This is a genomic window from Mesorhizobium cantuariense (assembly GCF_042647205.1).
Classification (GTDB): Bacteria; Pseudomonadota; Alphaproteobacteria; order Rhizobiales; family Rhizobiaceae; genus Mesorhizobium; species Mesorhizobium cantuariense.
Genome location: NZ_JBHRVD010000001.1, coordinates 6,125,060 through 6,148,087, shown reverse-complemented (window position 1 = coordinate 6,148,087; position 23,028 = coordinate 6,125,060). Strand labels below are relative to the sequence as shown.

Here is a 23,028-nt window from a genome sequence, read left to right as displayed (position 1 = left end):
TAAACGATCGTAATGGCTTGGCGTGCCTCGCCCAAGCTTATGAAATTGTTTATCTTTCCTAACCGGCATTAACCGTTTGGCAGGCGATTCCGGCTGTCGTCGTTAACGTTCCGCTCAAAGCCAGAACGAATCGGCGACGAATCAGCGATGCCGGAATATTCTTGATTTGTTCACCCCAACATCTTGTGTTGTGAACAACTTATCCACCGAGAATCCACAGGCTTGGGAACAGGTTTCGCACAGGGCAGCGGGTGGCTGTTAACCTCTACGTGCCGGATTGGGTCAGCAGCCGACGAGGACACATCGAAGGACCAGGCTGGCAACGAGAAACGGGCCGGTGTGCCGGCCCGTCGATCTGCCGCTTATATCGCCGCGACCTCAGGCGAAATACTGGCCGCCATTGGCCGTGATGGTCGAGCCGGTGATGAAGCCGGCATCTTCGGACGCGAGGAAGACGACGCAGCGCGCAATTTCTTCGGGCTCGCCGAGGCGGCCTACAGGGATCTGTGGAATGATGCGGTCGTTGAGCACCTTCTCGTCGATCGCCTTGACCATTTCGGTGGCGATGTAGCCGGGGCAGATGACATTGACGGTGATGCCCGCGCGAGCCCCCTCTTGAGCGAGAGCTTTGCTGAAACCGATATCGCCGGCCTTGGCGGCGGAATAGTTGACCTGGCCGGCTTGACCTTTCTGGGCGTTGATCGAGGAGATGGTGATGACGCGGCCGAACTTGCGGTCGCGCATGCCGCCCCACAGCGGATGCGTCATGTTGAAGACGCCGGACAGGTTGGTGTCGATGACCTCTTTCCACTGCTCGCGCGTGATCTTGTGGAACATGGCGTCGCGGGTGATGCCGGCATTGTTGACCAGCACCGAGACGGGGCCGAGATCGGCCTCGACCTGCTTGATGCCGGCGGCGCAGGCGTCGTAGTCGGCGACCGACCATTTGTAGACCGGAATGCCGGTCTCGGCCTTGAATTTCGCCGCCGCGGCGTCATTGCCGGCATAGTTTGCGGCGACCGAATAGCCGACGGTCTTCAATGCGATCGAGATCGCCGCGCCGATGCCGCGCGATCCGCCTGTGACGATTGCTACCTTGGTCATGCGTTCCTCCCTTTGGTCGGGGAGCGAATAGGGAGTAGCGAATAGCGAGCAGGGATTTGATGTCCCGTCGCGCTGACGCCATTCTTCCCTATTCGCTACTCCCTATTCGCTATTCACTTCTCTTCAGAGCGCTTCCACGCACATGGCGACGCCCATGCCGCCGCCGATGCATAGGGTGGCGAGGCCCTTCTTGGCGCCGCGCCGACGCATCTCGAAGACCAGGGTGTTGAAGACGCGGGCGCCCGAAGCGCCGATCGGATGGCCGATGGCGATGGCGCCGCCGTTGACGTTGACGATCGAAGGATCCCAGCCCATGTCCTTGTTGACGGCGCAGGCTTGCGCTGCAAAGGCTTCGTTGGCCTCGATCAGGTCGAGATCGCCGACCGACCAGCCGGCCTTTTCCAATGCCTTGCGCGAGGCGGGAATAGGTCCGGTGCCCATGATCTGCGGATCGACGCCGGCGGTTGCCCAGGAGACGATGCGCGCCAGCGGGGTGATGCCGCGCCTTGCGGCTTCCGCTTCGCTCATCAGCAACGCGCCGGCGGCGCCGTCATTGATGCCGGAGGCGTTGGCGGCGGTCACCGTGCCATCCTTGTCGAAAGCCGGCTTCAGCTTGGTCATGGCGTCGAGCGTGGCGCCGTGGCGGATGTATTCGTCCTGGTCGACGATGGTGTCGCCCTTCCTGCCCTTGAGGGTGACGGCGACGATCTCGTCCTTGAACTTGCCGGCCTTCTGCGCGGCCTCGGCCTTGTTCTGGGAGGCCAGCGCGAACTGGTCCTGGTCGTCGCGGGTGATCTGGAACTGACGCGCGACGTTCTCGGCCGTGTTGCCCATGTGATAACCGTTGAAGGCATCCCACAGTCCGTCCTTGATCATGGTGTCGATCAGCTTGAAGTCGCCCATCTTGACGCCGGCGCGCAGGTGCTGGGCATGCGTCGAAAGCGACATCGATTCCTGACCGCCGGCGATGATCACCTTGGCATCGCCGGTGGTGATCTGCTGCATGCCGAGCGCAATGGCGCGCAGGCCCGAGCCGCAAACCTGATTGAGGCCCCAAGCGGTGGTTTCCTTGGGCAGGCCGGCATTGATCGATGCCTGGCGGGCCGGGTTCTGACCCTGGGCGGCGGTCAGCACCTGACCAAGGATGACCTCATCGACCTCGCCTGGTTCGACACCGGCGCGCAACAGCAATTCCCTGATGACGATGGCACCGAGCTCATGTGCCGGGGTGGCGGCGAAGGCGCCGTTGAAGGAGCCGACCGGCGTGCGCGCCGCACTGGCAATGACGATGGAAGCGGACATTTTCTTCTCCAGACTTCAAGGGTGTTGTTCTGTCGTTGAGGACTTTTCTTGCCCTTTCCCAACCCCAAGTCAAACCGGAAATGGGCATGGCGCCCATGCGCGGCAAGCAGGTCGCGCCTTGCCGTGGCGGCCGTTCGTCCATTGCTGCGCAGCATATTTTGCCTGCTATGCAGCATTTAGTGATCCCGCACTGCACAAACTGCTTGGAATTGTGCGGCTTTTGCGCATATCCTCAAAAAAGGCACAATCGTTATCGGCGGCTTACTCAGAGGCGCGCCGGTGTCCCCGGGAGGATGTAGATGGCCGTTAAAGACGATCCGATCATCATCAAGAAATACGCCAATCGCCGCCTCTACAACACCGGCACCAGCACCTATGTGACGCTCGAGGACCTCGCCGAGATGGTCAAGAAGGGCGAGGAATTCACCGTCCAGGACGCCAAGACCGGTGACGACATCACGCATCCGGTGCTGACCCAGATCATCTTCGAACTGGAGAACAAGGATGGGCAGAACATGCTGCCGATCCCGTTCCTGCGCCAGCTGATCGCCTATTACGGCGACCAGATGCAGATGATCGTGCCGAGCTTCCTCGAACAGTCGATGCTCGCCTTCTCCAAGGAGCAGGAACGTTTTCGCGAGCAGATGAAGGGCGCGCTCGGCAAGTCGCCGCTCGACATGATGAAGATCACCACGCCGATCAAGGCGCTGGAGGAGCAGACGCGCCGCAACATGGAAATGTTCCAGAACGCGATGCGGTTGTTCACGCCGTTTCCGCCGGCTGGCACCGCACCAGCCGCTGCGCCAGCGCCCGAGCCGGCCAGGAAGGAAACGCCAGAAAAACCCGACGACCTTCAGGAACTGAAGGACCAGATCGCGGCCATGCAGCGCAAGCTCGACACGATGTCGTGAGCGCTCAGCGCTCTCGCGATCTTACGGTAGCACTCCCTCATAGCGGCCGCGCGGCCTGATGACACTTCCGCTTGTTATTTGTTCGACCGTGTGCGCGGCCCAGCCGACGCTGCGTGCGAGCGCGAACAGGCGGAACGGTGCATCGCGCGGCAAGCCAAGGCTGCGCGTCAGCGCGGCCAGGCCAAAGTCGATGTTGGGAAGCGCACCGGTCGCGGCAAGGGCAGCGTCGCGCAGCGACGATAGTGCGCCGTCAACCTCGATCACCGACAGCAGCGCCGCCCCCGGGGATCGCCGTCGGGATAGAGTTGATGACCGAACCCCGGCAGCGGCCGGTCATGGCTGAGCCAGCGCCGGATCGTCGCATCGGCGCCATGCCGCGCTGCATCCTCGGCCAGTTGCATCACCGCCTCGCCGGCGCCGCCATGGCGCGGGCCTGACAGTGTCGCGAGCCCTGCCAGCAGGCAAGCGGCCAGCGGCGCGCCGGTCGAGGCTGCGACGCGCGCGGCGAAGGTCGACGCGTTCAGTTCGTGATCGGCAAGCAGGACAAGCGCGCGGCGGATCGCTTGCGCGCCGCCAGCATCCACCGACCAGTCCTGCGCCAGCCGCTGATGGACCGGACCTGATCCCGCCGGTGCGCCCAGCGCGCCGGCCAGCACGCCGACCGCGTGTGCGGCATCGGCATGCAGCGAGGCTGCGTTGCGCCCAAGCGATGGGCGCCCCTGGCCGGCAAGCACGGCAAGTTGCGCAAAGGCCGAGGCCCGGCCCGCTTGATGTTGCGCAAAGGCCGAGGCCCGGCCCGCTTGATAGGGTGCGTCCGGCGACGTTGCTTCGAAAGCCACCGGTTCCGGCAAGGCCCACAGGACGGCAGCGGCTTCTTCCAGTGTGGCGTGCCCGGAGAGCGCTGCGGCGTCCCGCCCGCGATAGATGAGCCGACCGTGCGAGACGGTCGAAATCGCCGTTGCGATCGAGGGCTCGCCCCAGGCAATGGCGCTTTCAGCGATGACTGACGGGCTTCTTCCGCGCGCCCTCCGCGTTGCCAGCACCGCTATGTCGTCGGCGCGATACTGGCTGCGGCGCGGATCGGCATTGTCGGGCCGCATGCCGATGCGGCCACGGCTGACATAGGCGTACAGCGTCTGTGCCCGCACCTTGAGGCGCTCAAGCGCTTCTTCCCTGGATAACCACTCCGACAGGGCTCCATCCTCCTAGATATTGATTCTATTGATCAAGATTGATGGGCATGTTGCCTAGCCTTATCTGCGATCCGGAAACGGTTCAAGGAGACAGGCTATGGCGAATGGGCTCGATGACGTGGTGGTGGCGGAAACAGTGCTTTCCGACGTGGATGGTCTTGGCGGCCGTCTGACGATCCGAGGTCATTCGCTACCGGAACTGGCCGGCCGCTGGAGCTATGCCCAGGTGGTGCGCCTGCTGCTCGACGGCTTCTTTGACGACCTTCCCGGCGATGCGGAACTGGCGAAAGGGATCGGCCAAGCGCGTGCGGACGTGTTCGAGCGGCTTTTGCCCTCACTGCCCTTGCTGGCATCGCTCGATGTCTACAGCGCCATGCGCGCCGGCATGGCGCTGCTGCCGGACGGCGACACGCTGACGGACGCCTTGTTGCTCATCGCGGCACCCGCCGTGCTGACGCCGGCTCTGCTGCGCCAGCAGCGCGGCGAGGAGCCGATCGCGCCGGACAGTCGCGCCGGCCATGCCGCCGACATGTTGAGGATGCTGAGCGGCGCCGTCGCCTCACCGGCGCTGGCGAAAGCGCTCGACACCTATCTGGTGACCGTCTGCGACCATGGCCTCAACACATCGACCTTCGCCAGTCGCGTGGTCGCCTCGGCGCAGGCCGGTCTGACGTCGTCGGTGCTGGCCGGGCTTGGCGCGCTCAAGGGGCCGCTGCACGGCGGCGCGCCCGGCCCTGTCATCGAGATGCTGGATGCAATCCAGGCGCATGGCGATGCCGTCGGCTGGCTGAGAGACGAGATCACGCATGGCGAACGTATCATGGGCTTTGGTCATCGCATCTACCGCGTGCGCGATCCGCGCGCCGATGTGCTGAAAGCGGTCGTGCGGCAACTCGGCGGCGAGAGTGAAACCGGCGGCCGGCTGGCCTTCGCGGAGACAGTGGAACAAGCAGCGCTCGACGTGCTGCGGGTCGCCAAGCCGTCGCGCTCGCTGCAGACCAATGTCGAGTTCTACACCGCGCTGCTGCTGGAGGCGGCGGGCTTTCCCAGCCAAGCCTTCAGCAACGTCTTCGCCGCCGGGCGTGTCGCCGGCTGGATCGCGCATGCGCGCGAGCAGCAGACGACCGGACGGCTGATCCGTCCGCAGTCGCGTTATGTCGGGCCGGTGCCGGACCTCGTTGCCTGAAGCTTTCTTCGGTTTCGCAGGAGAGGGGCGGCGCCCGCCGAAGGACGAGACGATCCAGCTGGCGTCCTCCCAGAGAGCGGCGGTGCGTCCGCTCATGACGAAAATTTCATCTCGCCGCAAATTCTGGCCGCTGTTATTGCGTCGCATTGAGCATATATGCTGCACTGCAACATAAGCCCGCTCTTGCCGCAACCAGAGGATTCCGCCCTTGGCCACTAGGAAAACCGCAGTTATCACCGGCTCCACATCGGGCATTGGCCTGGCCATCGCCCAGGCGTTGGCGGCCGAAGGCCACAACGTCGTCGTCAACTCCTTCTCCGACACGGCCGCCGACCAAGCCGTCGCCGACGCGATCGCCAGACAGCACAAGGTGAAGACCGCCTACATCAAGGCCGACATGTCGAAGCCGGCCGAATGCCGGGCGCTGATCGCCAAGGCGGCCGAGACATTCGGGTCGGTCGATATTCTCGTCAACAATGCCGGCATCCAGCATGTCGCGCCAGTGGAAGACTTCCCGATCGAGAAATGGGACGCCATTATTGCTATCAACCTGTCGTCGGCGTTCCACACCATCGCAGCCGCAATTCCGCTGATGAAAAAGGCCGGCGGCGGCCGGATCGTCAACATCGCCTCGGCACACGGCCTGGTCGCGTCACCGTTCAAATCGGCCTATGTTTCGGCCAAGCACGGCATCATGGGATTGACCAAGACGGTCGCGCTCGAGTTGGCGCGTGAAAAAATCACCTGCAACGCCATTTGCCCGGGCTATGTGCTGACGCCGCTGGTCGAGGCGCAGATCCCCGACCAGATGAAAGCCAACAAGATGGACCGCGAGACCGTCATCCGTGAGGTCATGCTGGACAAGCAGCCGACCAAGGAATTCGTCACGGTCGAGCAGATCGCGGCAGCGGCAGTGTTCCTGTGTTCGGACGCGGCAGCGCAGGTCAACGGCACGCATCTCTCCGTCGACGGTGGCTGGACCGCCGCGTGAGGCGCAAAATTTTCTTATCTACCCAAACAGACAGATCAAGGACGACGCCATGACCAAAAACGGCAAGGCGGAGGAAACGAAGAAGATCAACGTAGCACTTCAGGGCGGCGGCTCGCACGGGGCCTTTTCCTGGGGTGTGCTCGACCGGCTGCTGGAGGACGGACGGCTGGAGATATCAGCAGTGTCGGGCACCAGTGCCGGCGCCATGAATGCGGTGGCGCTGGCCGACGGCTTTGTCCGCGGCGGCGTCGATGGCGCGCGGCAAAAACTCGACGATTTCTGGCGCGCGGTGGCGGCCAAGGGCCGGTTCAGCCCGGTGCAGCGTATGCCGTGGGATGTCGCCTGGGGCAACTGGTCGATCGAGAACACGCCGGGCTATCTCTTCTTCGACACCATGTCGCGGGTGTTCTCACCCTATGTCGCCAACCCGCTCGGCCTCAATCCGCTGCGCGACGTGGTTCAGCAGGAGATCGATTTCAGGAATGTCCGAGCCTGCAAGTCGATGGAACTGTTCATCTCGGCGACCAATGTCGAGACCGGACAGTTGCGCGTCTTTTCCGATGGCGAGATCGACCTCGACACGGTGATGGCCTCGGCCTGCCTGCCGCAATTGTTCCGCGCCGTCGAGATCAAGGGCGTGCCCTATTGGGATGGCGGCTATGGTGGCAACCCGGCGCTTTTTCCGTTCTTCAAGACGGCCGCGACCGAAGATGTGCTTCTGGTGCAGATCAATCCGGTGGTGCGGGAGGGAACACCAAGGAGCGCCAACGAGATTCAGAACCGCATCGACGAGATCACCTTCAACGCCGGGCTGTTGCGCGAATTCCGCTCGATCGCCTTCATCAAGGAGCTGATCGCCGCCGGCCGTCTGCCGCATGGCGAATATCGCGACATCCGCATGCACCGCATCGATGCCGATGAGGCGTTCAAGGACTTGTCGGCGTCATCGAAGGTCAATGCCGAATGGGCGTTCCTGACCTATCTGCGCGATCTCGGCCGTACCGCCGCCAGCGACTGGCTGGAAGAGAATTACGACGCCGTCGGCAAGCGTCCGACGCTCGATCTCTCCGGCGAACTGGATGACGGCTTCAAGCCGGTGCGCGGACCGGCACCTGGCCGGCGGGTCAAGGAATTCCTGGCTGTGCGCAAGAACCCCGAGGTGGTTCGCCGTCGGGCCTGAGCTGAACCCCGGCACAGCTGGTTTCATCGAGCTTTCAAGGTCAGGTCGATCACCCTGATCAGGGCGGCGGCTGCCTGCCGCTGCCCTTCCGGATCTCTGATCCGCGCCTTCATGCCTTCCAGCCCGTCGAGCAGCATGTCGGCAAGCAGTTGCGGCGACAGGCCCCTGGCCGCCAGATCGGCGCCGTTCCTGGCTGCCTCGCCCTGGATCGCGGCGGCAATATGTTCGCCAAGCCCGCCGCGCCAGCAGCCGACCAGATCGCCAAGGCTCGATTTCATGTCCAGCAGTTCGGCGCCGTGCGGCGAGGCAACAACGGCGCCCATCATCGAGATGAACGCCTCGTCGATGGCGCGCATCATGCGCTCCGTGAAAGCGCCGTCGCCGGCCAGGGCCACCCTTGCCGCCTCGACCGAGCGCGACAAGATCATCATGGCGATGGCGCGGAAAATGTCGGTCTTGTTCTTGAACAGGAGATAGAGCGCCGGGCGCGACATGTCGGCGGCGCGGGCGATGTCGTCCATGGTGGTGCGGGAGAAGCCATAGGCCAAAAACACCTTCATTGCGCCATCCAGGATACGGATGCGTTTGGGGTCGGTGGCGGCGATGTCTTCGATCTGGTTCATGGAGCAATTCTATCCTGCAAAATCCAGATTGACAAAATGACGGAATTTGTCAATCTGTTTGAAGGCGAAATGACCGGTTGGCCATTTCGCCCTTGGGCAGTGGACGACAACAAAGGGTATCCCCATGCGCCTCACCGTCGACGGGCAGTCATTCGACATCGATGCCGATCCGGACATGCCCCTGCTGTGGGCGCTGCGCGATCTCATTGGCAAGACCGGGCCGAAGTTCGGCTGCGGCATCGCCGCCTGCGGCGCCTGCACGGTTCATGTCGACGGTCAGCCGGTGCGATCCTGCTCGCTTCCGGTCGGCCAGGTCAGCGGCGCCGTCACCACCATTGAAGGTATCGGCACGGCGGGCAAGCTGCATCCGGTGCAGCAGGCATGGCAGGAGGACCAGGTCGCACAATGCGGCTACTGCCAGGCCGGCCAGATCATGAGCGCGGTGGCGCTGCTCGACGAGGTCGCCGAGCCGAGCGATGCCGACATCGACAACGCCATGGGCGGCAATCTCTGCCGCTGCGGCACCTATCCGAAGATCCGCTCGGCGATCAAGAAGGCCGCAGCGCTCAAGACAGCGGGGCTCTGACCATGGCCAGTGTCGGAAAGATCGCCCGCCGCACGTTTCTGATCGGCGCGGCCGCTGTCGCGGGCGGCGTTGCCGTCGGCTATTACTATTATCGCAAGCCTTTTCCGAACCCGCTCGAGGCCGAGCTCGGCAAGGGCGAGGCGACGTTCAACCCCTATGTGAAGATCGGCGCCGACAACACCATCACCATCATCGCGCCGCGCGCCGAGATGGGGCAAGGCATTTCGACGACGCTTGCCGCCATGGTCGCCGAAGAGCTCGATGTCGGCCTCGACCGGGTCAAGGTCGAGCATGGGCCGGCCTCCCATGCCTATTACAACGCCGCGATCCTGGAAGAGGGCGGTCCGTTCGCCTTTTTCGACGAGAGCATGACCGCGCAAGCGGTGCGCTCGGGTCTCGGCGTGGTCGGCAAATTCTTGGCCCTGCAGGGCACTGGTGGTTCGGCTTCGACACGCGATGGTTTTGACAAGATGCGGCAAGCGGGTGCAGCCGCCCGACAGATGCTGATCGCGGCGGCGGCGCAAAAACTGGGTGTCGCCGCGACCGATCTGGAAACGGCCGACGGTTCGATCCTGCACAAGGCGTCGGGCAAGTCGCTGACCTATGGCGCGGTCGCCGCGGTCGCCGCCGCGATGGTACCTCCGGCCGAAGTCAGGCTCAAGGACCGGGCCGACTGGACGCTGCTGGGAAAACCGCAGAAGCGCATCGACATGTTGGCCAAGGTGACCGGGGCGCCGATCTTCGGCATCGATGTCAGGCTGCCGGACATGGTCTACGGCACGGTCAAGATGAGCCCGCGCTTCTGGTCGAGGCCGGTCAAGGCGGACCTCTCCAGGGCCGAGAAAATGCCTGGCGTGATCAAGATCGTGCCGCTCGAGACGAATTACGGCCATGGCTTCGGCATCATCGCCGACAACACATGGGCGGCGTTCAACGCGGCCGAGGCGATCGACGCCCAGTGGGCCGATCCCGAATATCCGCTCAGCAGCGCCGCCATATCCGATGTCCTGAAGCAGGCGCTCGGCACCAAGGGCTCGGTGATGCGCGACAATGGCGACGTCGAGACCGCCTTTGCCGACGCGCCGCGCGAAAGGATCGTCGAGGCCGACTATGCCGTGCCCTATCTGGCGCATGCGACGATGGAGCCGATGAACGCCACGGCGCAGCTCAGGGACGGCGCGCTCGACATCTGGTGCGGCAACCAGGCGCCGACCCTGGTGCGGCAGCTTTGCGCCAACGCGGTCGGCATCGAGCAGGACAAGGTTACCGTGCACACCACCTTCATGGGTGGTGGCTTCGGTCGGCGCGTCGAGGTTGACTACGCGCTGTGCGCCGCGCTGATGTCGAAGGAGACGGGCGGGCGCCCGATCAAGGTGACCTGGACGCGTGAAGAAGACATGCGCCACGACGCCTACCGGCCGGCCGCTATAGGCAAATTTCAGGCGCGGCTCGGCGACGATGGCATGCCGGTCGCCGTCGACATGAAGATGGCCTCGCCATCGGTGATTGCCGGCACGCTGCGCCGGCTGTTCCCCTCGATATCGCCGCTCGGTCCCGACAAGACCATTGTCGATGGCGCATATGACCAGCCCTACACCATCCCGAATTACCGGGTCACCGGTGTCGCGGCGCCGGTCTCCATCCCTGTCGGTTCCTGGCGCTCGGTCGGCAGTTCGGTCAACGGCTTCTTCCATGAAGGCTTCATGGACGAGATCGCCGTCGCCGGCAAAGTCGATCCGGTCGAGATGCGCAAGAGACTGATGGCCGCCTATCCCTCGGCGGTGAAGGTGGTGGAGAAAGTCGCCGCGATGGCGAAATGGGGCGAGGCGCTGCCCGCCGGCAAGGCCAAGGGCGTGGCCTTCACTCTGTCCTTCGGCAGCTGGGTCGGCGAGATCGTCCAGGTGGCGGACACGCCGGCCGGCATCCGCATCGAGAAGGTGTGGATCGCCGCCGATGTCGGCACCGCGCTCGATCCCGGCATCATCGAGGCGCAGCTGATCTCGGCCGCCATCTACGGCTTGTCGGCGGCGATGGGTCAGGAAATCACCTTCGCCGACGGCATGGTCGAACAGTCGAACTTCCACGATTTCGATGCCATGCGGATCTTCCAGTGCCCGGTCTTCGAAGTCGCCATCCTGGAAAACTTCCACAAGATGGGCGGCGTCGGCGAGGTCGGCACACCGCCGGCGGCGCCGGCGCTGGCCAACGCCATCTTCGCGCTCACCGGCAAGCGCATCCGCACGCTGCCGCTGTCGAAAGCGGTGGCCTTCGCATGAAGAAGCTCCTCATCATGCTGACGCCTGCTGCCATGCTTGTCTTGGCAGTGCCGCTCGCGATCGCGCAAGAGAGCCAGACGCCGGCACTGCCGTCGGTTGACGCCGCAAAAAGCCTGTCCGAATGGGACAAGATCTATGCGGTGTTCTCGCATCCGCGCTGCGCCGACTGTCATGTTGCGGACGACCGGCCGCGCTGGTCCGGTGCGCATTATGGCGGCACCCGCGTTCACGCCTTCAATGTCCAGCGCGGTGCTGACGGATCGGGCTTCGGCAATCCGGGCCTGCGCTGCACGACCTGCCATTTCTCCAGCAATTCCAATGCATTGCATGGGCCGCCCGGAGCCGAGAACTGGCATCTGGCGCCAGCCGAGATGGTCTGGTTCGGCAAATCCTCGGCCGAAATCTGCAGCCAGATCAAGGATCCCCTGCGCAATGGCAACCGCAGCTTGAAGGATATCGCGCTGCATGTTCGCGACGACAGGCTGGTCGCCTGGGGTTGGGCGCCGGGGTCGGGTCGTGAACCGGCTCCGGGCTCTGCCGAAACTACCTATCAAGCGATCGAAAACTGGGCGGCGGCGGGCGCATCTTGTCCGGTGGCGCAATGATCTTGCAACTTTCGGACTATATTGCGGTGCAACTTTGATGTAGAAGCGCGCTTCGCCGATCACGGCAAATTGAACACGGCCCGGCGCGCACCCATATCGGCGACGCGCCCGCGTTATGAGGACGCTGGCCGAACCCGCAGTGGAAAAAACGACGATGAGAATCAGGTTTCACAAGCTTGCAGCCGTTGTTGTGCTCATTGGTTTCGCGGCCTGGATGGCGACAGGCGAGTTTTCGTCGGTCGGCAGCGTAGCCGCCAACAAGGCCAAGGCAGCCGAAGTCGAGCAGGGCAAGGCGCCGGACTCGAGCAAGCCGAAGACGGCGGAAGCCGAGCCGAAGGCACCGCTGCGCACCGTCGCGGTGGTGACGCCGCCGCGCAAAACCTATGCGCGCGCCATCCGCATTTCCGGGCTTACCGAAGCCGACAAGCGCGCGGTGCTCGCAACCCGTGTTGCCGGCGTCATCGACAAGCTGCCTGTCAAGCAAGGCGATCACGTCAAGACCGGTGATCTGGTGCTAATGTTGGCGGCGGAAGAAAAGATCTCGATGGTCGACAACGCCAGGCAGCTCGTGGTGCAGCGCCAGGCCGAGCTGGACGCGGCCCTGCGGCTGATGAAAACAGGCAATTTGCCGAAGCTGCAGCTCGACACCGCCCGCTCCAATCTGACCTTGGCGCAATCGCAGCTGGAAACAGCGCAGGCCGAACTCGACCGCAACGAGGTGAAGGCGCCTTTCGACGGCGTCATCGACCGGGTGCCGGTGGAACTTGGCAGTTCCATCATGCAGGGCGGCGAGGTGGCAACCATCCTCAAGCTTGATCCGGTGATCGCGCGCGGCGAAGTCAGCGAGCGCGACCTCGGCTACCTCAAGCTGGGTGACAAGGCCAATGTACGGCTGGTCAGCGGCCAGATTGTCGAAGGCACCGTGCGTTACATCAGCCGCGACGCATCATCGGCGACCCGCACCTTCCGGGTCGAGGTGGCGATCCCCAATGGCGACGGCTCCGTACCGGCCGGGATGACGGCGGAAATCGCGCTCAACGCGCAACCGACCGATGCGGTCCTGCTGCCGCGCTCGGTGGTGACGCTTGGCGACAAGGGCGACCTCGGTATCCGTGCCGTCGGCAAGGACAACAAGGTGGCGTTCTTCCCGATCGACCTCGTCGACGACACGCCGACCGGCCTCGTGCTCGGCGGCATCCCGGCCGATGCGCGCATCATCGTCGCCGGCCAGGAACTGGTGAAGGAAGGCGATCTGGTCAACCCGGTCGAGGCCGACCAGGCGACCATCAAGAAGCTGCTGGGCGAAGCGACTGCTGGCACGCAGTAGCAAGAGGCAGCGACGGACTAACCCTGGGCGGGGCAATCGGCTGCGACGCAGCTCCTGAAATTCAAGAACAGGCGTTAGCCATGGATATCGTCAGACTCGCAATCAACAATGCCCGGCTGACCATTTCGGTTCTGGTCTTCCTCATTCTTGCCGGCGCGGTCGCCTACCAGTCGACGCCGAAGGAAGCGGAGCCCGACGTTCCGATTCCGATGATGTATATCAGCTTGATCTATCAGGGGATTTCCCCTGAGGATTCGGAACGGCTGCTGTTACGGCCGATGGAAAGCAAGCTGAAGAGCTTGAAGGGCCTCAAGGAAATGCGTTCGGCCGCCTTCCAGGGCGGTGGCTACGTGCTGGTCGAATTCCAGCCGCAGACGAATTTGGCCACGGCGCTGCAGGACACGCGCAGCAAGGTGCAGGACGGCAAGGCCGACCTGCCGCAAGCAGCCGAAGAGCCTGTCGTCACCGAGGTCAACATTTCCGAATTTCCGGTGCTCGTCGTCACGCTCTCGGGAAATCTGCCCGAACGCGTGCTGACCGCCGCCGCGCGCGAGTTGCGCGACCGCATCGAGGAGGTGCCCGGCGTTCTCGAAGGTTCGCTGCAAGGTGCGCGCGACGATCTCATCGAAGTCGTCATCGATCCGATGAAGCTGTCTTCCTATGGTCTGCAGCTCGATCAGCTGATCGGTGCGGTCGGCAACTCCAACAGCCTGGTCGCCGCCGGCAACATCGAGGGCTCGGAAGGCAAGTACGCCGTCAAGGTCCCTTCGCTGATCGAGACGCCGGAGGATGTCGCGGCACTGCCGGTGGTCGCCGGCCCCAATGCCGTGGTGCAGGCCAAGGACATCGCGACGATCCGCTCGACCTTCAAGGATGCCGAGACGGTGACGCGCCTCAACGGCAAGCCGGCCATCGCCATCGAAGTCAAGAAGCGTATCGGCTCCAACCTGATCGACACCATCGCCAAGGTGCGGACGGTTTCCGACGACTTCGTCAAGTCCATGCCCGAAGGCATGAATGTCACCTACACGCAGGACAAGTCGGTCTTCGTCAACCAGCTGCTGGGCGATCTGCAGAATCACGTCATGATCGCCGTCATCCTGGTGTTCATCGTCATTCTCTACGCGCTGTCCGGCCGCGCCTCGCTGCTCATTGGCCTCGCCATTCCGTCGTCCTTCCTGATCGGCATCCTGCTGCTGGCGATGATGGGCTACACGATCAACATGATCGTGCTGTTCAGCCTGATCCTTGCCGTCGGCATGCTGGTCGACGACGCCATCATCGTCACCGAGTTCGCCGAAAGACGGATGAGCGAAGGCATGCCGAAGGAGGAAGCCTTTGCGCTCGCCGCCAAGCGCATGGCCGGTCCCGTCATTGCGGCGACGATGACGCGCATCGCCGCCTTCTCGCCGCTGCTGTTCTGGCCGGGCATCATCGGCGACTTCATGAAGTACATGCCGATCACGCTGATCGTCACGCTGTCGGCCTCGATGCTCTACGCGCTGGTGTTCGCGCCGACCTTGGGTGCGATCTTCGCCAAGGCGCCGCCGCATCACGAGGACGACAATCGCGACGGCTGGTACATGACAATCGTCAAGCAGGCGGTGCGCTTTCCCGTCACCGTGCTGGTGTTGACCGTCGCGCTGCTGTTCGGCGTCGGCTTTGCCTATTCGAAATACGGCGCCGGCGTCGAGTTCTTCCCGAATGTCGAGCCGGATTACGGCCTGCTCTACGTGCATGCGCGCGGCAATCTCTCGCTGGCCGAAATGGATACCGCAACCAAGATCGCGGAAAACAGGCTGCTCGGCTGGCCGGGCGTCAAGTCGGTCTATACCCGCGTCGGCAAGACGCAAGGCGGCGGGCAGGATATCCCCGAAGACGTCGTCGGCGTCATCCAGTACGAATTCATCGACTGGCGCGAGCGCAAGTCGGCGAACCACATCCTGGATGATTTGCGCGGCGTCATGGCCGGCATTCCTGGCGTCGATGTCGAGGTGCGCGTGCCGGAGGCCGGTCCGCCGACCGGCAAGGCGATCCAGATCAGGCTTTCGGCTGTCGATCCCAAGGGGCTCGACGACAAGGCACGGGCTGTCGCGGCGCGCATTGGCAAGGTGCCTGGGGTCATCGACATTTCCGACGGCCTGCCGCCGCCCGGCGTCGACTGGGCGCTCGAGGTCGACCGCGCCAAGGCGGCGCAATACGGCATCAGCCCAACCTCGGTCGGCACCGTGGTGCAGCTGGTGACCAACGGCCTGAAGCTCTCGGAATACCGACCGGCCGGAGCCGATGACGCCGTCGACATAAGGCTGCGCCTGCCCGAGGACCGGCGCACGCTGTCGACGCTCGACGAATTGCGGGTGCAGACCTCGCAAGGCTCGGTGCCGATCTCGAACTTCGTCGTGCGCAAGCCCGAACCGACAGTCGGCATCCTCAACCGCATCGACGGCGCGCGTACGGTGGTCGTCCAGGCCAACGTCGCCGCCGGCGCCCAGGTCGCGGCCGTGCAGGAGCAGGTCACTAAAGCCGTCTCCGATATGGATCTGGGCAGCGGCATCCGCTGGAAGCTGGCCGGCTCGAACGAGGACAGCGCCGAAGCCAGCGCCTTCCTCAGCAAGGCATTCGGAGCGGCGATCTTCCTGATCTTCCTGGTGCTTTTGGCGCAGTTCAACAAGTTCACCAGCGTCTGGCTAGTGCTGTCCTGCGTGGTTATGGCGACGATCGGCGTGTTCCTCGGGCTGCTGATAACAGGCGAGACGTTCGGCATCGTCATGTCGGGCATCGGCGTCATCGCGCTGGCCGGCGTGGTGGTGAACAACAACATCGTGCTGATCGACACCTACGACCGGCTGCGCGAAGAAGGCTGGGACAGGGTCGAAGCGGTGCTGCAGACCTGTCGCGAACGCGCCCGCCCGGTGGTGCTGACGGCGGTGTCGGCCATCCTCGGCGTGCTGCCGATCGCCTTCGGCCTCGGGCTGGAAATCTTCCATCACGAGACGACGATCAACGCGCCGTCGACGCAATGGTGGATTTCGCTGTCCTCGGCGATCGTCTTCGGCCTGTCCTTCGCCACCGTGCTGACGCTGGTGGTGACGCCGTCGATGCTGATGGTGTTCACCCGCGCCAAGGTCAAGCCGGGCGCACGGCGCGGCTGGTTCAGCCGGCTGTTCCGGCGTGGCAAGGGCGAGATCTCGTCGACCGACGCGCCGGGACAGGATGCCGGAGCCGAGCCGGAGATCGCCTTTCCGAAAGCCGCCGAATAGACCCATTGCCGATTTGACCGGCAAAGGCCGCCCGGAACAACCGGGCGGCCTTTTGCATTGTCTCCCCAGGTGCAACGCAAAGCGTTGTCACCGGAGCAATGCGAAGCATTGTCTCGAGCAAGCATGTCTCCGGAGCAACGCGAAGCGTTGTCTCGTGGCAAACGTCAAAGCGCGGGGTTTCTCATGCCGATCACCACCATTCTCATCATCGTCCTGATCCTTGTCCTCATCGGCGCGGTGCCGGCCTGGCCGCATTCGCGCTCCTGGGGTTATGGGCCGTCGGGCATCGTCGGCGTCGTGCTGGTGGTGCTTCTGGTGTTGCTGTTGATGGGGCGGCTCTGAGCCGCCCTTTCGGTCCGTAGAAAGACTTTTCAGTGTGAAGAGAAGATGGGGCGGGCAGACCCGTGGCCGCGCCCGCCGCCTTGCCAATCAGGCAGCTTTCGCAACATCACTCACGGTGGCGATGCCGATATCCTCGAGAGCTTCAGTGACCGCCTGATCCAGAGGCGTGTGTGGGATCGCACCGATGATGCCTTCCAGCCTCGCCGAAGCCAGTTGGTGCGGCTCGAAGCGCAGATAAGACATCGAGACGATCTCGCGCCACATCGCCACGAACGGGCTGCCTGCGCGCAGCACCCACCAGGCCATCGAGGTCATCTTGAGCGAGCGACCAAGCGCCTTTTCGGCTGCTGCCTTGATCTCCAGGTCGGTGACGGCATGGCCCGGAAAGTTCAGTGCTTCGTAGGAGCCGAGCTTATCCAGGTTTTGCGCCAGTCCGACGAAAGCCTTGGCCAGATCCGGCAGGTAGGCCCATTCATGCACCAGATCGACCGGGCCGGGCGCGGTATAGATGCCCTTGTTCATCTTGGCGGCAACGACCAGATCGAACCATGAGCCGCTGCCTGTGCCGCCGAAGAAGTCGCCGGCCCGCAAGAGAATGGTGCGGACACGACCAGCGTCGGCCTCGCGCCGAAACAGATCTTCCATGGCGACGCGGATGCGGCCCTTTTCGGTCGTCGGGTGGAAGGGCGTGTCTTCTGATATCACCGCCGGGATCGGCGAGCCGAAATTGTAGACGTTGCCCGGAGCAAGGTGCAAAGCACCGTTCGCCCGGCAGGCGGCCATGACGTTCTCGGCCATCGGCATGCACTTGACCCATTCGGTGTAGATCGGGTTGAGGCCGTTGAAGATGATGTCGACGCCTTCCGTGGTGCGGATAAGCGCTTCGCGGTCGAGCCCGTCACCGGCAACGGCCGTGGCGCCCTTGAGTTCGGCCGGCACCTTGCCGCTACGGGTGATTGCGCGGACCTCGTAGCCAGCGTCGATGAAGGCCCTGGCGACCACGCGGCCGAGCCGGCCATTGGCACCGAGAATTGCGATCTTGGTCATTGGAAGTACTCCTGGGTTGGGATTTGCGTGGTCGGTTGGGAGCGGGATCAGCGACAAGCGCGATCGGGATCAGCGGTTGCCGAAGAGGTCGCGGTTGCTGCCCTGGGTGACCGGCTTCTGGGCGACGGCGTCCGGCTTCTCGATCGACGTGGTGATCGTGGCGTCGGTGCCGGTGACGGCCGGCTGGCTGGCATTGTTCGAGCCAAACTTGTCGCTGCCTGCGAAGGCGGTGCTGGCGGCGATGAGGAGAGCGGCGGCGGTGAGAGCGATCTTGGTCATTTGAGTTTTTCCTGGGTTCAAGGTTGGGTGGATGTCGGCGGTCGCGATCAACGGCCGAAGAGGTTGAGGTCGGCGCCCTGCGGGGCCTGGGCGGATGCGGTCGACTTCGAGATCGAAGTGGTGGCCGTATGGTCGACCATGACGGTCGGCTGGCTGGCGTCGTTCGAGCCATACTTGTCGCTTCCGCCAAAGGCGGTGGCCGTAGCGATGAGGATGGCGGCGGCGGCGAGTGCGATCTTGTTCATTTCTGGTCTCCTTGTTGGTGTTTGCAGCTTGTTGGTGTTTGCAGTCCGAATATGATCGCCTCACATGCGAATGAAAATTGACTATGAATGGGGTTCTGATATCCATAAATGAATGACTGAAATCGACTGGAACCTGATCAAAAGCTTCGTCACCGTGGCGGAAACCGGCAGCCTTTCGGCTGCAGCGCGAAAGCTCTCGGCAAGCCAGCCGACGCTTGGTCGTCACATCGGCGAGCTGGAACAGGCGCTGGGCGTCACGCTGTTCCGGCGTGGGCGGCGCGGCTATGAACTGACGGAGGCCGGCAGCACGCTGTTCGAACGCGGCAAGGCGGTCAGCGAGCAGGCGAGCGCCTTTTCGCTGCTGGCGCTGGGATCGGTCGAGGCCATCGAAGGCACGGTGCGCATCGCCGCCAGCGAGGTGGTGGCGGCCTATGTGCTGCCGGAGATGACGATGCGGCTAGGGATCGAGGAGCCCGGCATCGAGGTCGAGATCGTGGCTTCCAACCAGGTCGAGAACCTGTTGCGCAGGGATGCCGACATCGCCATCCGCATGGTCAAGCCGGCGCAGAATGAGCTGACGGCGCGTAAGGTCTGCGATATTCCGCTCTGCGCCTGCGCGGCCAAATCCTATCTCGAGCGGCGTGGCCGTCCGCTGGAGCCTGCCGGGCTTGTCAACCACGATTTGGTCGGCTTCGACCGCAGCGACGACATCATCAGAGGCTTTACTCAGTATGGCATCCCCGTCACCCGGAGCAGTTTCCGCTTCAGGGCCGACAACCAGATCGTTCTGTGGGAGGCGGTGCGGGCGGGAAACGGCATCGGTCTCGGCCAGGAGCCGCTGGTCGACCGTGATCCATCGGTGGAGAAATTGCTGCCCGGCCTGCCTTTGCCTGTCCTGCCGGTGTGGCTGGCCATGCATCGCGACGTGCGCACCAGCGTGCGCATCCGCCGCGTGGCGGATTTTCTTTACGAGGAGCTGAAGCGCTATTCGGCCGGCGCGGGCGCGAATTCGGCGCGGTGAGCGAGCCCGGCCATCAGCAACACGATGATCAGCAACCCCGACAAGGCGACGAAGATCGGGCCGAAGCTGGAATGCTCGGCGACGAAGCCGATCGCCGACGGCGCCACCAGTATGCCGCAATAGCCCATGGTGGTGACCACGCTCATGCCGGTGCCCGACGACATGCCTTCCTGGTTGCCGCCGGCCGAAAAGATGATCGGCACCATGTTGGCGATGCCGAAGCCACAAAAGGCAAAGGCCGCAATGGCGAGCCAAGGCGAGGGCGCCAAGCCAGCCACAAGCATGCCGACGGCGGCGACAAGGGCCGACACGCGCAGCGTCGTCACCGCGCCGAAGCGATTGCGCACGCCGTCGCCGAAGAATCGCATGACCGCCATGACGCCCGAAAACCCGGCATAGGCGAGACCCGCGACGGCGAGGTCGGCGCCGAGCTCTTGCCGCAGATACAGCGCTGCCCAGTCGAGCACCGCGCCCTCGGAGATCATCGCCAGCAGCGCCATCAGCCCGACCAGATAAACCAGCGGGTTTGCCGGCAGCGCGAATTTATGGTGCTCGGTTGCCTGCGGCCTGTCCTCGGCGATGAGATGGCGAACCGCCACCGCGATCACCGCGAAGGCAAGGGCTGTCACCACCGCCGCGTGGGCGAGGTGGCCGTAGTGCTGGATGGCAAAGCCGCCGAGGCCACCACCGGCGAAGCCGCCAAGGCTCCAGAAGCCGTGCGAGGACGACATGATGGCGCGGGAGAGCCGCCGTTCGACCGCCACCGCATTGGCATTCATGGCGACGTCCATGCCACCGATCGACCCGCCGAAGATGATCATGGCGACGGCCGCCAGCGGCACGTTGGGCGCCAGCGCCACGACCAGCAGGCCGAGGCTGCCGCACAGGGCGAACCAGCGCAGCACGGTGCGCGAACCATGTCTGGAGATCAGATGGCCACACCAGGTCATGGCGATGACGGCACCGACGCCGAACAGCAGGATCAGCAGGCCGAGCGTGAACTTCGAGATGTCGAGCCGGGACAGGAACACCGGGATCTGCGGCGCCCAGCTGCCGGTCAGGAAGCCGTTGGCGAGAAAAATGGCCGCGACGGCCCGTCGTCCACGAATGGCAGTCAGCATAGCGTCTTGGGCGCGCATCGATACGAATCCGGTCAAAAATAGCGTTTCGCGGCAAATTAGATCGATTCAATTTTCAGTCAAGCGCTTGGCCAAGGAAATGCTTGAACCAAAGGGCAAGTAGTATCGGTATCGTTCATAGCGGGACTTATTAGACGTTGGAGATTAGCGAGGACGCCTCTCTCTTCGTCATCCTAGGGTCTCCGCGACGTCGCTTCGCGACTGCTTCGCCCTAAGCTTGTTGAGATTCAGGATTCCCCCTGAGCTTGGATTGTGATTCAAGCTTTGGATAGAACGATTTGTGCTGACGGACGCCCAATGGGCGAAGATGGAACCGCATTGCCTGGGCAAACCAACCGATCCCGGACGAAGTGGGGGTGACAATCGCCGCTTCATCGAAGCCTTGCTTTGGATCGTGCGGACAGGAAGTCCGTGGCGCGACCTTCCAGCCTTCTTCGGGAGCTGGAACACCGTTTTCAAACGCTACCGCGATTGGGTCAAAGCCGATGTTTTCATTCGGCTTTTCGAGGCTTGTTCGGACCAGCCGGACATGGAGTACGCCATGGTTGATGCTACCATCGTCAAGGTCCACCGCCATGGACAGGGCGCAAAAGGGGGACTCAAAGCCAGGCCATAGGCCGCTCCAAGGGCGGCATGACCACCAAAATTCTGGCGCTCACTGATGCGCTTGGCAATCTTGTGCGCTTTGTTCTTTTGCCCGGCCAGCGGTTCGATACGGTGGGCGTCGCACCGCTCATCGATGGCGTCTGTTTTGGTGGCTTGATGGCCTCCTGCTCGAGCGACAGCACCGTTGAATGCGGGTCTTTCGGGCCGGTCGGCAGATCAGCGACCGAAGTCCGCTTCTTCCATTTGGCGACGGTCTTCTGGTTGATCCCGTAGCGCTTCGCCAGCGCTCTCAGGCTCTCTTGACTATTTTGTATCGCTCGACGGACCGCCTCTGTCGTTGTGGCGCTGCCGTGTAGAATCTGGCCCATAGTGCCTCCTTCCATTCCAAGGAAAAGATTGCACCATCAAAGCTCGGGATCAAACACTTAGGATGACGAAGGCGCGTGGGCATTGTAGGTCAAGAACGTGGCTGACCTAATGGTCCTTGGGGCGCCTTGCCTCGAATTCGGCCTTCTTGGCGTCGGAGGCCTCGGTCTGGTTGAGCGCCTGCCATTGCGCATAGGGCATGCCATAGACGATCTCGCGCGACTGGTCCTTGGTGAGGTCGATGCCGTCGGCATTCGCCGCCTCGCGATACCAGTTCGACAGGCAGTTGCGGCAGAAGCCGGCGAAGTTCATCAGATCGATGTTCTGCACGTCGTTGCGCTCGCGCAGATGCTTCACCAGCCGGCGAAAGGCGGCGGCTTCGAAGTCGCGCTGCTGCTCGTCGCTGAGTTCGGTCATCGAAACCTCCTTACAGTGGCTTAGTGCGGGAGCCGAATTGCTTGACCACATGAATATCGGGACGGCGGTCGATGGCGTCAACGATCGGCGCCAACCGTTCGGCCCAGGCAAGCGCGCCCTTCTGATCTGCTATCAGATCCTGGCGGATCTCGATCAGCGCATGGGCGAAGCCGTTGACGATGGCGTGCTTGTACATGGTGTCGCCGCGCAGCGCGCCGTCATAGGGTTCGTTGTCGCCGACGACGAGGTTTTTGTCCTCGGCCAGCATGTCGATCAGCGGCCGTGCCACGCGGTCGTCGAGGTCCCACAGGATGCCGACATGCCAGGGACGCTGGATTCCTTGCATGGTTGGGGTGAAGGAATGTACCGAGAAGATGAAGGGCGCCTGGGCAGAGGCCCGCGCGACCGAGGCAATCATGGCGCCGACGGCGTCATGATAGGGCCGGTAGAAGCCATCGAGCCGCCTTTCGCGCTCCTCGGGAGCGATGGGGTAATTCCCCGGCACGACGGTGCCGTCATAGAGCTGGCGAATGAGCGTCGGATCGTCCTCGCCACGATTGGGATCGATCAGCAGGCGAGAAAAATTGGCGAGCACCGCCGGCACGTCGAGCAGGGCGGCAAGTTCGCGCGTCACCGCCTCGACGCCGATGTCGTAGGCGATGTGGCGGTCGAACTCCGCTGCCGGCAGCCCGAGGCTGCCATAGTCGTCGGGCAGGTCGCGGCGGGCATGATCGCCCAGGAGCACGATGCCTCGCTTGCGGTCGCCTTCGACAATGTCGAAAGGCGCGAAAACTGTGGATCGGGTCATTGCTGGGAAATGGTCGGTTCGCTGGCTTCCGGGGAGGGTGCTATCGTCATTCCACGAAGACGACGCTTGCGCAATGCCGTTGTTTGGCCAAGGTTTCCCGGGAAATCTGGCAGGAGCCGGCGAATTGTGCGCCGGAGCCTTTCTAAATCGATTGGAATTGAACAAAACGGTGCGTTGACATGCGCCCGGACTTTTCCGAAAAGGGGCGCAGAGA

Annotated in this window: 20 protein-coding genes and 3 pseudogenes; 12 read left to right on the top strand and 11 right to left on the bottom strand. The window is 63.4% G+C overall.

Going from position 1 to position 23,028, the window contains the following annotated elements; genetic code table 11:
• Positions 1-378: 378 nt before the first annotated feature.
• Positions 379-1,104, bottom strand: coding sequence for an acetoacetyl-CoA reductase (gene phbB / locus ACFOJ9_RS30040; RefSeq protein WP_378984398.1), 726 nt, complete (start codon positions 1,102-1,104; stop codon positions 379-381).
• 123 nt (positions 1,105-1,227) lie between these two features.
• On the bottom strand, positions 1,228-2,406 hold the full coding sequence (locus tag ACFOJ9_RS30035; protein WP_378984396.1) for an acetyl-CoA C-acetyltransferase: 1,179 nt from the start codon (positions 2,404-2,406) through the stop codon (positions 1,228-1,230).
• A 299-nt stretch (positions 2,407-2,705) separates the two neighbouring features.
• Between ACFOJ9_RS30035 and phaR the strand changes: the two genes are divergently transcribed.
• Positions 2,706-3,317 carry a polyhydroxyalkanoate synthesis repressor PhaR gene (phaR, locus tag ACFOJ9_RS30030; protein WP_378984393.1) on the top strand — a complete coding sequence of 204 codons (612 nt, stop codon included), beginning with the start codon at positions 2,706-2,708 and terminating at the stop codon, positions 3,315-3,317.
• Between the two features lie 21 nt (positions 3,318-3,338).
• Here the strand turns inward: phaR and ACFOJ9_RS30025 are convergent.
• Positions 3,339-4,510, bottom strand: a pseudogene (locus ACFOJ9_RS30025) (citrate synthase).
• 97 nt (positions 4,511-4,607) lie between these two features.
• Between ACFOJ9_RS30025 and ACFOJ9_RS30020 the strand changes: the two are divergent.
• The 3 genes from ACFOJ9_RS30020 (at position 4,608) to ACFOJ9_RS30010 (ending at position 7,867) form a co-directional block, all read left to right on the top strand.
• Complete coding sequence (locus ACFOJ9_RS30020; protein ID WP_378984391.1) at positions 4,608-5,696, top strand: citrate synthase/methylcitrate synthase; 1,089 nt, start codon at positions 4,608-4,610, stop codon at positions 5,694-5,696.
• Positions 5,697-5,904: 208 nt separating this feature from the next.
• A complete protein-coding gene (locus tag ACFOJ9_RS30015) occupies positions 5,905-6,687 on the top strand; it encodes a 3-hydroxybutyrate dehydrogenase (RefSeq protein ID WP_378984389.1) in 783 nt (260 codons plus the stop codon).
• A gap of 49 nt (positions 6,688-6,736) precedes the next feature.
• A complete protein-coding gene (locus ACFOJ9_RS30010; protein WP_378984386.1) occupies positions 6,737-7,867 on the top strand; it encodes a patatin-like phospholipase family protein in 1,131 nt (376 codons plus the stop codon).
• A gap of 23 nt (positions 7,868-7,890) precedes the next feature.
• Here the strand turns inward: ACFOJ9_RS30010 and ACFOJ9_RS30005 are convergent, their stop codons facing one another.
• Positions 7,891-8,490, bottom strand: a complete 600-nt coding sequence (locus tag ACFOJ9_RS30005; RefSeq protein WP_378984384.1) for a TetR/AcrR family transcriptional regulator — start codon at positions 8,488-8,490, stop codon at positions 7,891-7,893.
• Between the two features lie 124 nt (positions 8,491-8,614).
• On the opposite strand from ACFOJ9_RS30005, the gene ACFOJ9_RS30000 reads away from it, so the two are divergent.
• From ACFOJ9_RS30000 to ACFOJ9_RS29975, 6 genes are all read left to right on the top strand, one after another.
• Positions 8,615-9,076, top strand: coding sequence for a (2Fe-2S)-binding protein (locus ACFOJ9_RS30000; RefSeq protein ID WP_378984382.1), 462 nt, complete (start codon positions 8,615-8,617; stop codon positions 9,074-9,076).
• 2 nt (positions 9,077-9,078) lie between these two features.
• A complete protein-coding gene (locus tag ACFOJ9_RS29995) occupies positions 9,079-11,352 on the top strand; it encodes a xanthine dehydrogenase family protein molybdopterin-binding subunit (protein WP_378984380.1) in 2,274 nt (757 codons plus the stop codon).
• Positions 11,349-11,957 (top strand): hypothetical protein, encoded by a 609-nt coding sequence (locus ACFOJ9_RS29990; RefSeq protein WP_378984378.1) that lies wholly within the window; start codon positions 11,349-11,351, stop codon positions 11,955-11,957. Before ACFOJ9_RS29995 ends, ACFOJ9_RS29990 begins: the two co-directional genes overlap by 4 nt.
• A gap of 154 nt (positions 11,958-12,111) precedes the next feature.
• On the top strand, positions 12,112-13,284 hold the full coding sequence (locus ACFOJ9_RS29985) for an efflux RND transporter periplasmic adaptor subunit (RefSeq protein WP_378984375.1): 1,173 nt from the start codon (positions 12,112-12,114) through the stop codon (positions 13,282-13,284).
• A gap of 80 nt (positions 13,285-13,364) precedes the next feature.
• Positions 13,365-16,544: an efflux RND transporter permease subunit gene (locus ACFOJ9_RS29980; protein WP_378984372.1), complete on the top strand. Its 3,180-nt coding sequence runs from the start codon at positions 13,365-13,367 to the stop codon at positions 16,542-16,544.
• Between the two features lie 183 nt (positions 16,545-16,727).
• Complete coding sequence (locus ACFOJ9_RS29975; protein WP_082525418.1) at positions 16,728-16,886, top strand: DUF3309 family protein; 159 nt, start codon at positions 16,728-16,730, stop codon at positions 16,884-16,886.
• Between the two features lie 87 nt (positions 16,887-16,973).
• Here ACFOJ9_RS29975 and ACFOJ9_RS29970 read toward each other — a convergent pair whose 3' ends face one another.
• The 3 genes from ACFOJ9_RS29970 to ACFOJ9_RS29960 all read right to left on the bottom strand — a co-directional run bounded on the left by ACFOJ9_RS29970 (position 16,974) and on the right by ACFOJ9_RS29960 (position 18,457).
• Positions 16,974-17,933, bottom strand: coding sequence for an SDR family oxidoreductase (locus ACFOJ9_RS29970; RefSeq protein ID WP_378984369.1), 960 nt, complete (start codon positions 17,931-17,933; stop codon positions 16,974-16,976).
• A 69-nt stretch (positions 17,934-18,002) separates the two neighbouring features.
• Positions 18,003-18,212 (bottom strand): DUF680 domain-containing protein, encoded by a 210-nt coding sequence (locus ACFOJ9_RS29965; protein WP_378984366.1) that lies wholly within the window; start codon positions 18,210-18,212, stop codon positions 18,003-18,005.
• Positions 18,213-18,259: 47 nt separating this feature from the next.
• Positions 18,260-18,457: a DUF680 domain-containing protein gene (locus ACFOJ9_RS29960; RefSeq protein WP_378984363.1), complete on the bottom strand. Its 198-nt coding sequence runs from the start codon at positions 18,455-18,457 to the stop codon at positions 18,260-18,262.
• A 112-nt stretch (positions 18,458-18,569) separates the two neighbouring features.
• Between ACFOJ9_RS29960 and ACFOJ9_RS29955 the strand changes: the two genes are divergently transcribed.
• Positions 18,570-19,478 (top strand): LysR family transcriptional regulator, encoded by a 909-nt coding sequence (locus tag ACFOJ9_RS29955; RefSeq protein WP_378984361.1) that lies wholly within the window; start codon positions 18,570-18,572, stop codon positions 19,476-19,478.
• Here ACFOJ9_RS29955 and ACFOJ9_RS29950 read toward each other — a convergent pair.
• Positions 19,442-20,617 carry an MFS transporter gene (locus ACFOJ9_RS29950; protein WP_378984358.1) on the bottom strand — a complete coding sequence of 392 codons (1,176 nt, stop codon included), beginning with the start codon at positions 20,615-20,617 and terminating at the stop codon, positions 19,442-19,444. The genes ACFOJ9_RS29955 and ACFOJ9_RS29950 overlap by 37 nt on opposite strands.
• Positions 20,618-20,885: 268 nt before the next feature.
• Here ACFOJ9_RS29950 and ACFOJ9_RS29945 point away from each other — a divergent pair.
• Positions 20,886-21,403 (top strand): annotated as a pseudogene (locus tag ACFOJ9_RS29945) (IS5 family transposase); the annotation flags it as partial.
• On the opposite strand, the pseudogene ACFOJ9_RS29940 reads toward ACFOJ9_RS29945, so the two are convergent.
• From ACFOJ9_RS29940 to ACFOJ9_RS29930, 3 genes and pseudogenes are all read right to left on the bottom strand, one after another.
• Positions 21,379-21,591 (bottom strand): annotated as a pseudogene (locus ACFOJ9_RS29940) (helix-turn-helix domain-containing protein); the annotation flags it as partial. The pseudogenes ACFOJ9_RS29945 and ACFOJ9_RS29940 overlap by 25 nt on opposite strands.
• 106 nt (positions 21,592-21,697) lie before the next feature.
• Positions 21,698-22,006, bottom strand: a complete 309-nt coding sequence (locus tag ACFOJ9_RS29935) for a DUF1244 domain-containing protein (protein ID WP_378984355.1) — start codon at positions 22,004-22,006, stop codon at positions 21,698-21,700.
• Positions 22,007-22,016: 10 nt separating this feature from the next.
• Positions 22,017-22,814, bottom strand: a complete 798-nt coding sequence (locus ACFOJ9_RS29930) for an N-formylglutamate amidohydrolase (protein WP_378984353.1) — start codon at positions 22,812-22,814, stop codon at positions 22,017-22,019.
• Positions 22,815-23,028: the final 214 nt, after the last annotated feature.

Bases quoted from the DNA above. Each gene is read 5' to 3' on its own strand.
- ACFOJ9_RS29930 (WP_378984353.1), bottom strand. From the start codon at position 22,814: ATGACCCGATCCACAGTTTTCGCGCCTTTCGACATTGTCGAAGGCGAC.
- ACFOJ9_RS29980 (WP_378984372.1), top strand. From the start codon at position 13,365: ATGGATATCGTCAGACTCGCAATCAACAATGCCCGGCTGACCATTTCG.
- phaR (WP_378984393.1), top strand. From the start codon at position 2,706: ATGGCCGTTAAAGACGATCCGATCATCATCAAGAAATACGCCAATCGC.
- ACFOJ9_RS29995 (WP_378984380.1), top strand. From the start codon at position 9,079: ATGGCCAGTGTCGGAAAGATCGCCCGCCGCACGTTTCTGATCGGCGCG.
- ACFOJ9_RS30000 (WP_378984382.1), top strand. From the start codon at position 8,615: ATGCGCCTCACCGTCGACGGGCAGTCATTCGACATCGATGCCGATCCG.
- ACFOJ9_RS29960 (WP_378984363.1), bottom strand. From the start codon at position 18,457: ATGAACAAGATCGCACTCGCCGCCGCCGCCATCCTCATCGCTACGGCC.
- ACFOJ9_RS30035 (WP_378984396.1), bottom strand. From the start codon at position 2,406: ATGTCCGCTTCCATCGTCATTGCCAGTGCGGCGCGCACGCCGGTCGGC.
- ACFOJ9_RS30010 (WP_378984386.1), top strand. From the start codon at position 6,737: ATGACCAAAAACGGCAAGGCGGAGGAAACGAAGAAGATCAACGTAGCA.
- phbB (WP_378984398.1), bottom strand. From the start codon at position 1,104: ATGACCAAGGTAGCAATCGTCACAGGCGGATCGCGCGGCATCGGCGCG.
- ACFOJ9_RS29975 (WP_082525418.1), top strand. From the start codon at position 16,728: ATGCCGATCACCACCATTCTCATCATCGTCCTGATCCTTGTCCTCATC.
- ACFOJ9_RS29990 (WP_378984378.1), top strand. From the start codon at position 11,349: ATGAAGAAGCTCCTCATCATGCTGACGCCTGCTGCCATGCTTGTCTTG.
- ACFOJ9_RS29950 (WP_378984358.1), bottom strand. From the start codon at position 20,617: ATGCGCGCCCAAGACGCTATGCTGACTGCCATTCGTGGACGACGGGCC.
- ACFOJ9_RS29955 (WP_378984361.1), top strand. From the start codon at position 18,570: ATGACTGAAATCGACTGGAACCTGATCAAAAGCTTCGTCACCGTGGCG.
- ACFOJ9_RS29985 (WP_378984375.1), top strand. From the start codon at position 12,112: ATGAGAATCAGGTTTCACAAGCTTGCAGCCGTTGTTGTGCTCATTGGT.
- ACFOJ9_RS29970 (WP_378984369.1), bottom strand. From the start codon at position 17,933: ATGACCAAGATCGCAATTCTCGGTGCCAATGGCCGGCTCGGCCGCGTG.
- ACFOJ9_RS29965 (WP_378984366.1), bottom strand. From the start codon at position 18,212: ATGACCAAGATCGCTCTCACCGCCGCCGCTCTCCTCATCGCCGCCAGC.
- ACFOJ9_RS30020 (WP_378984391.1), top strand. From the start codon at position 4,608: ATGGCGAATGGGCTCGATGACGTGGTGGTGGCGGAAACAGTGCTTTCC.
- ACFOJ9_RS30005 (WP_378984384.1), bottom strand. From the start codon at position 8,490: ATGAACCAGATCGAAGACATCGCCGCCACCGACCCCAAACGCATCCGT.
- ACFOJ9_RS29935 (WP_378984355.1), bottom strand. From the start codon at position 22,006: ATGACCGAACTCAGCGACGAGCAGCAGCGCGACTTCGAAGCCGCCGCC.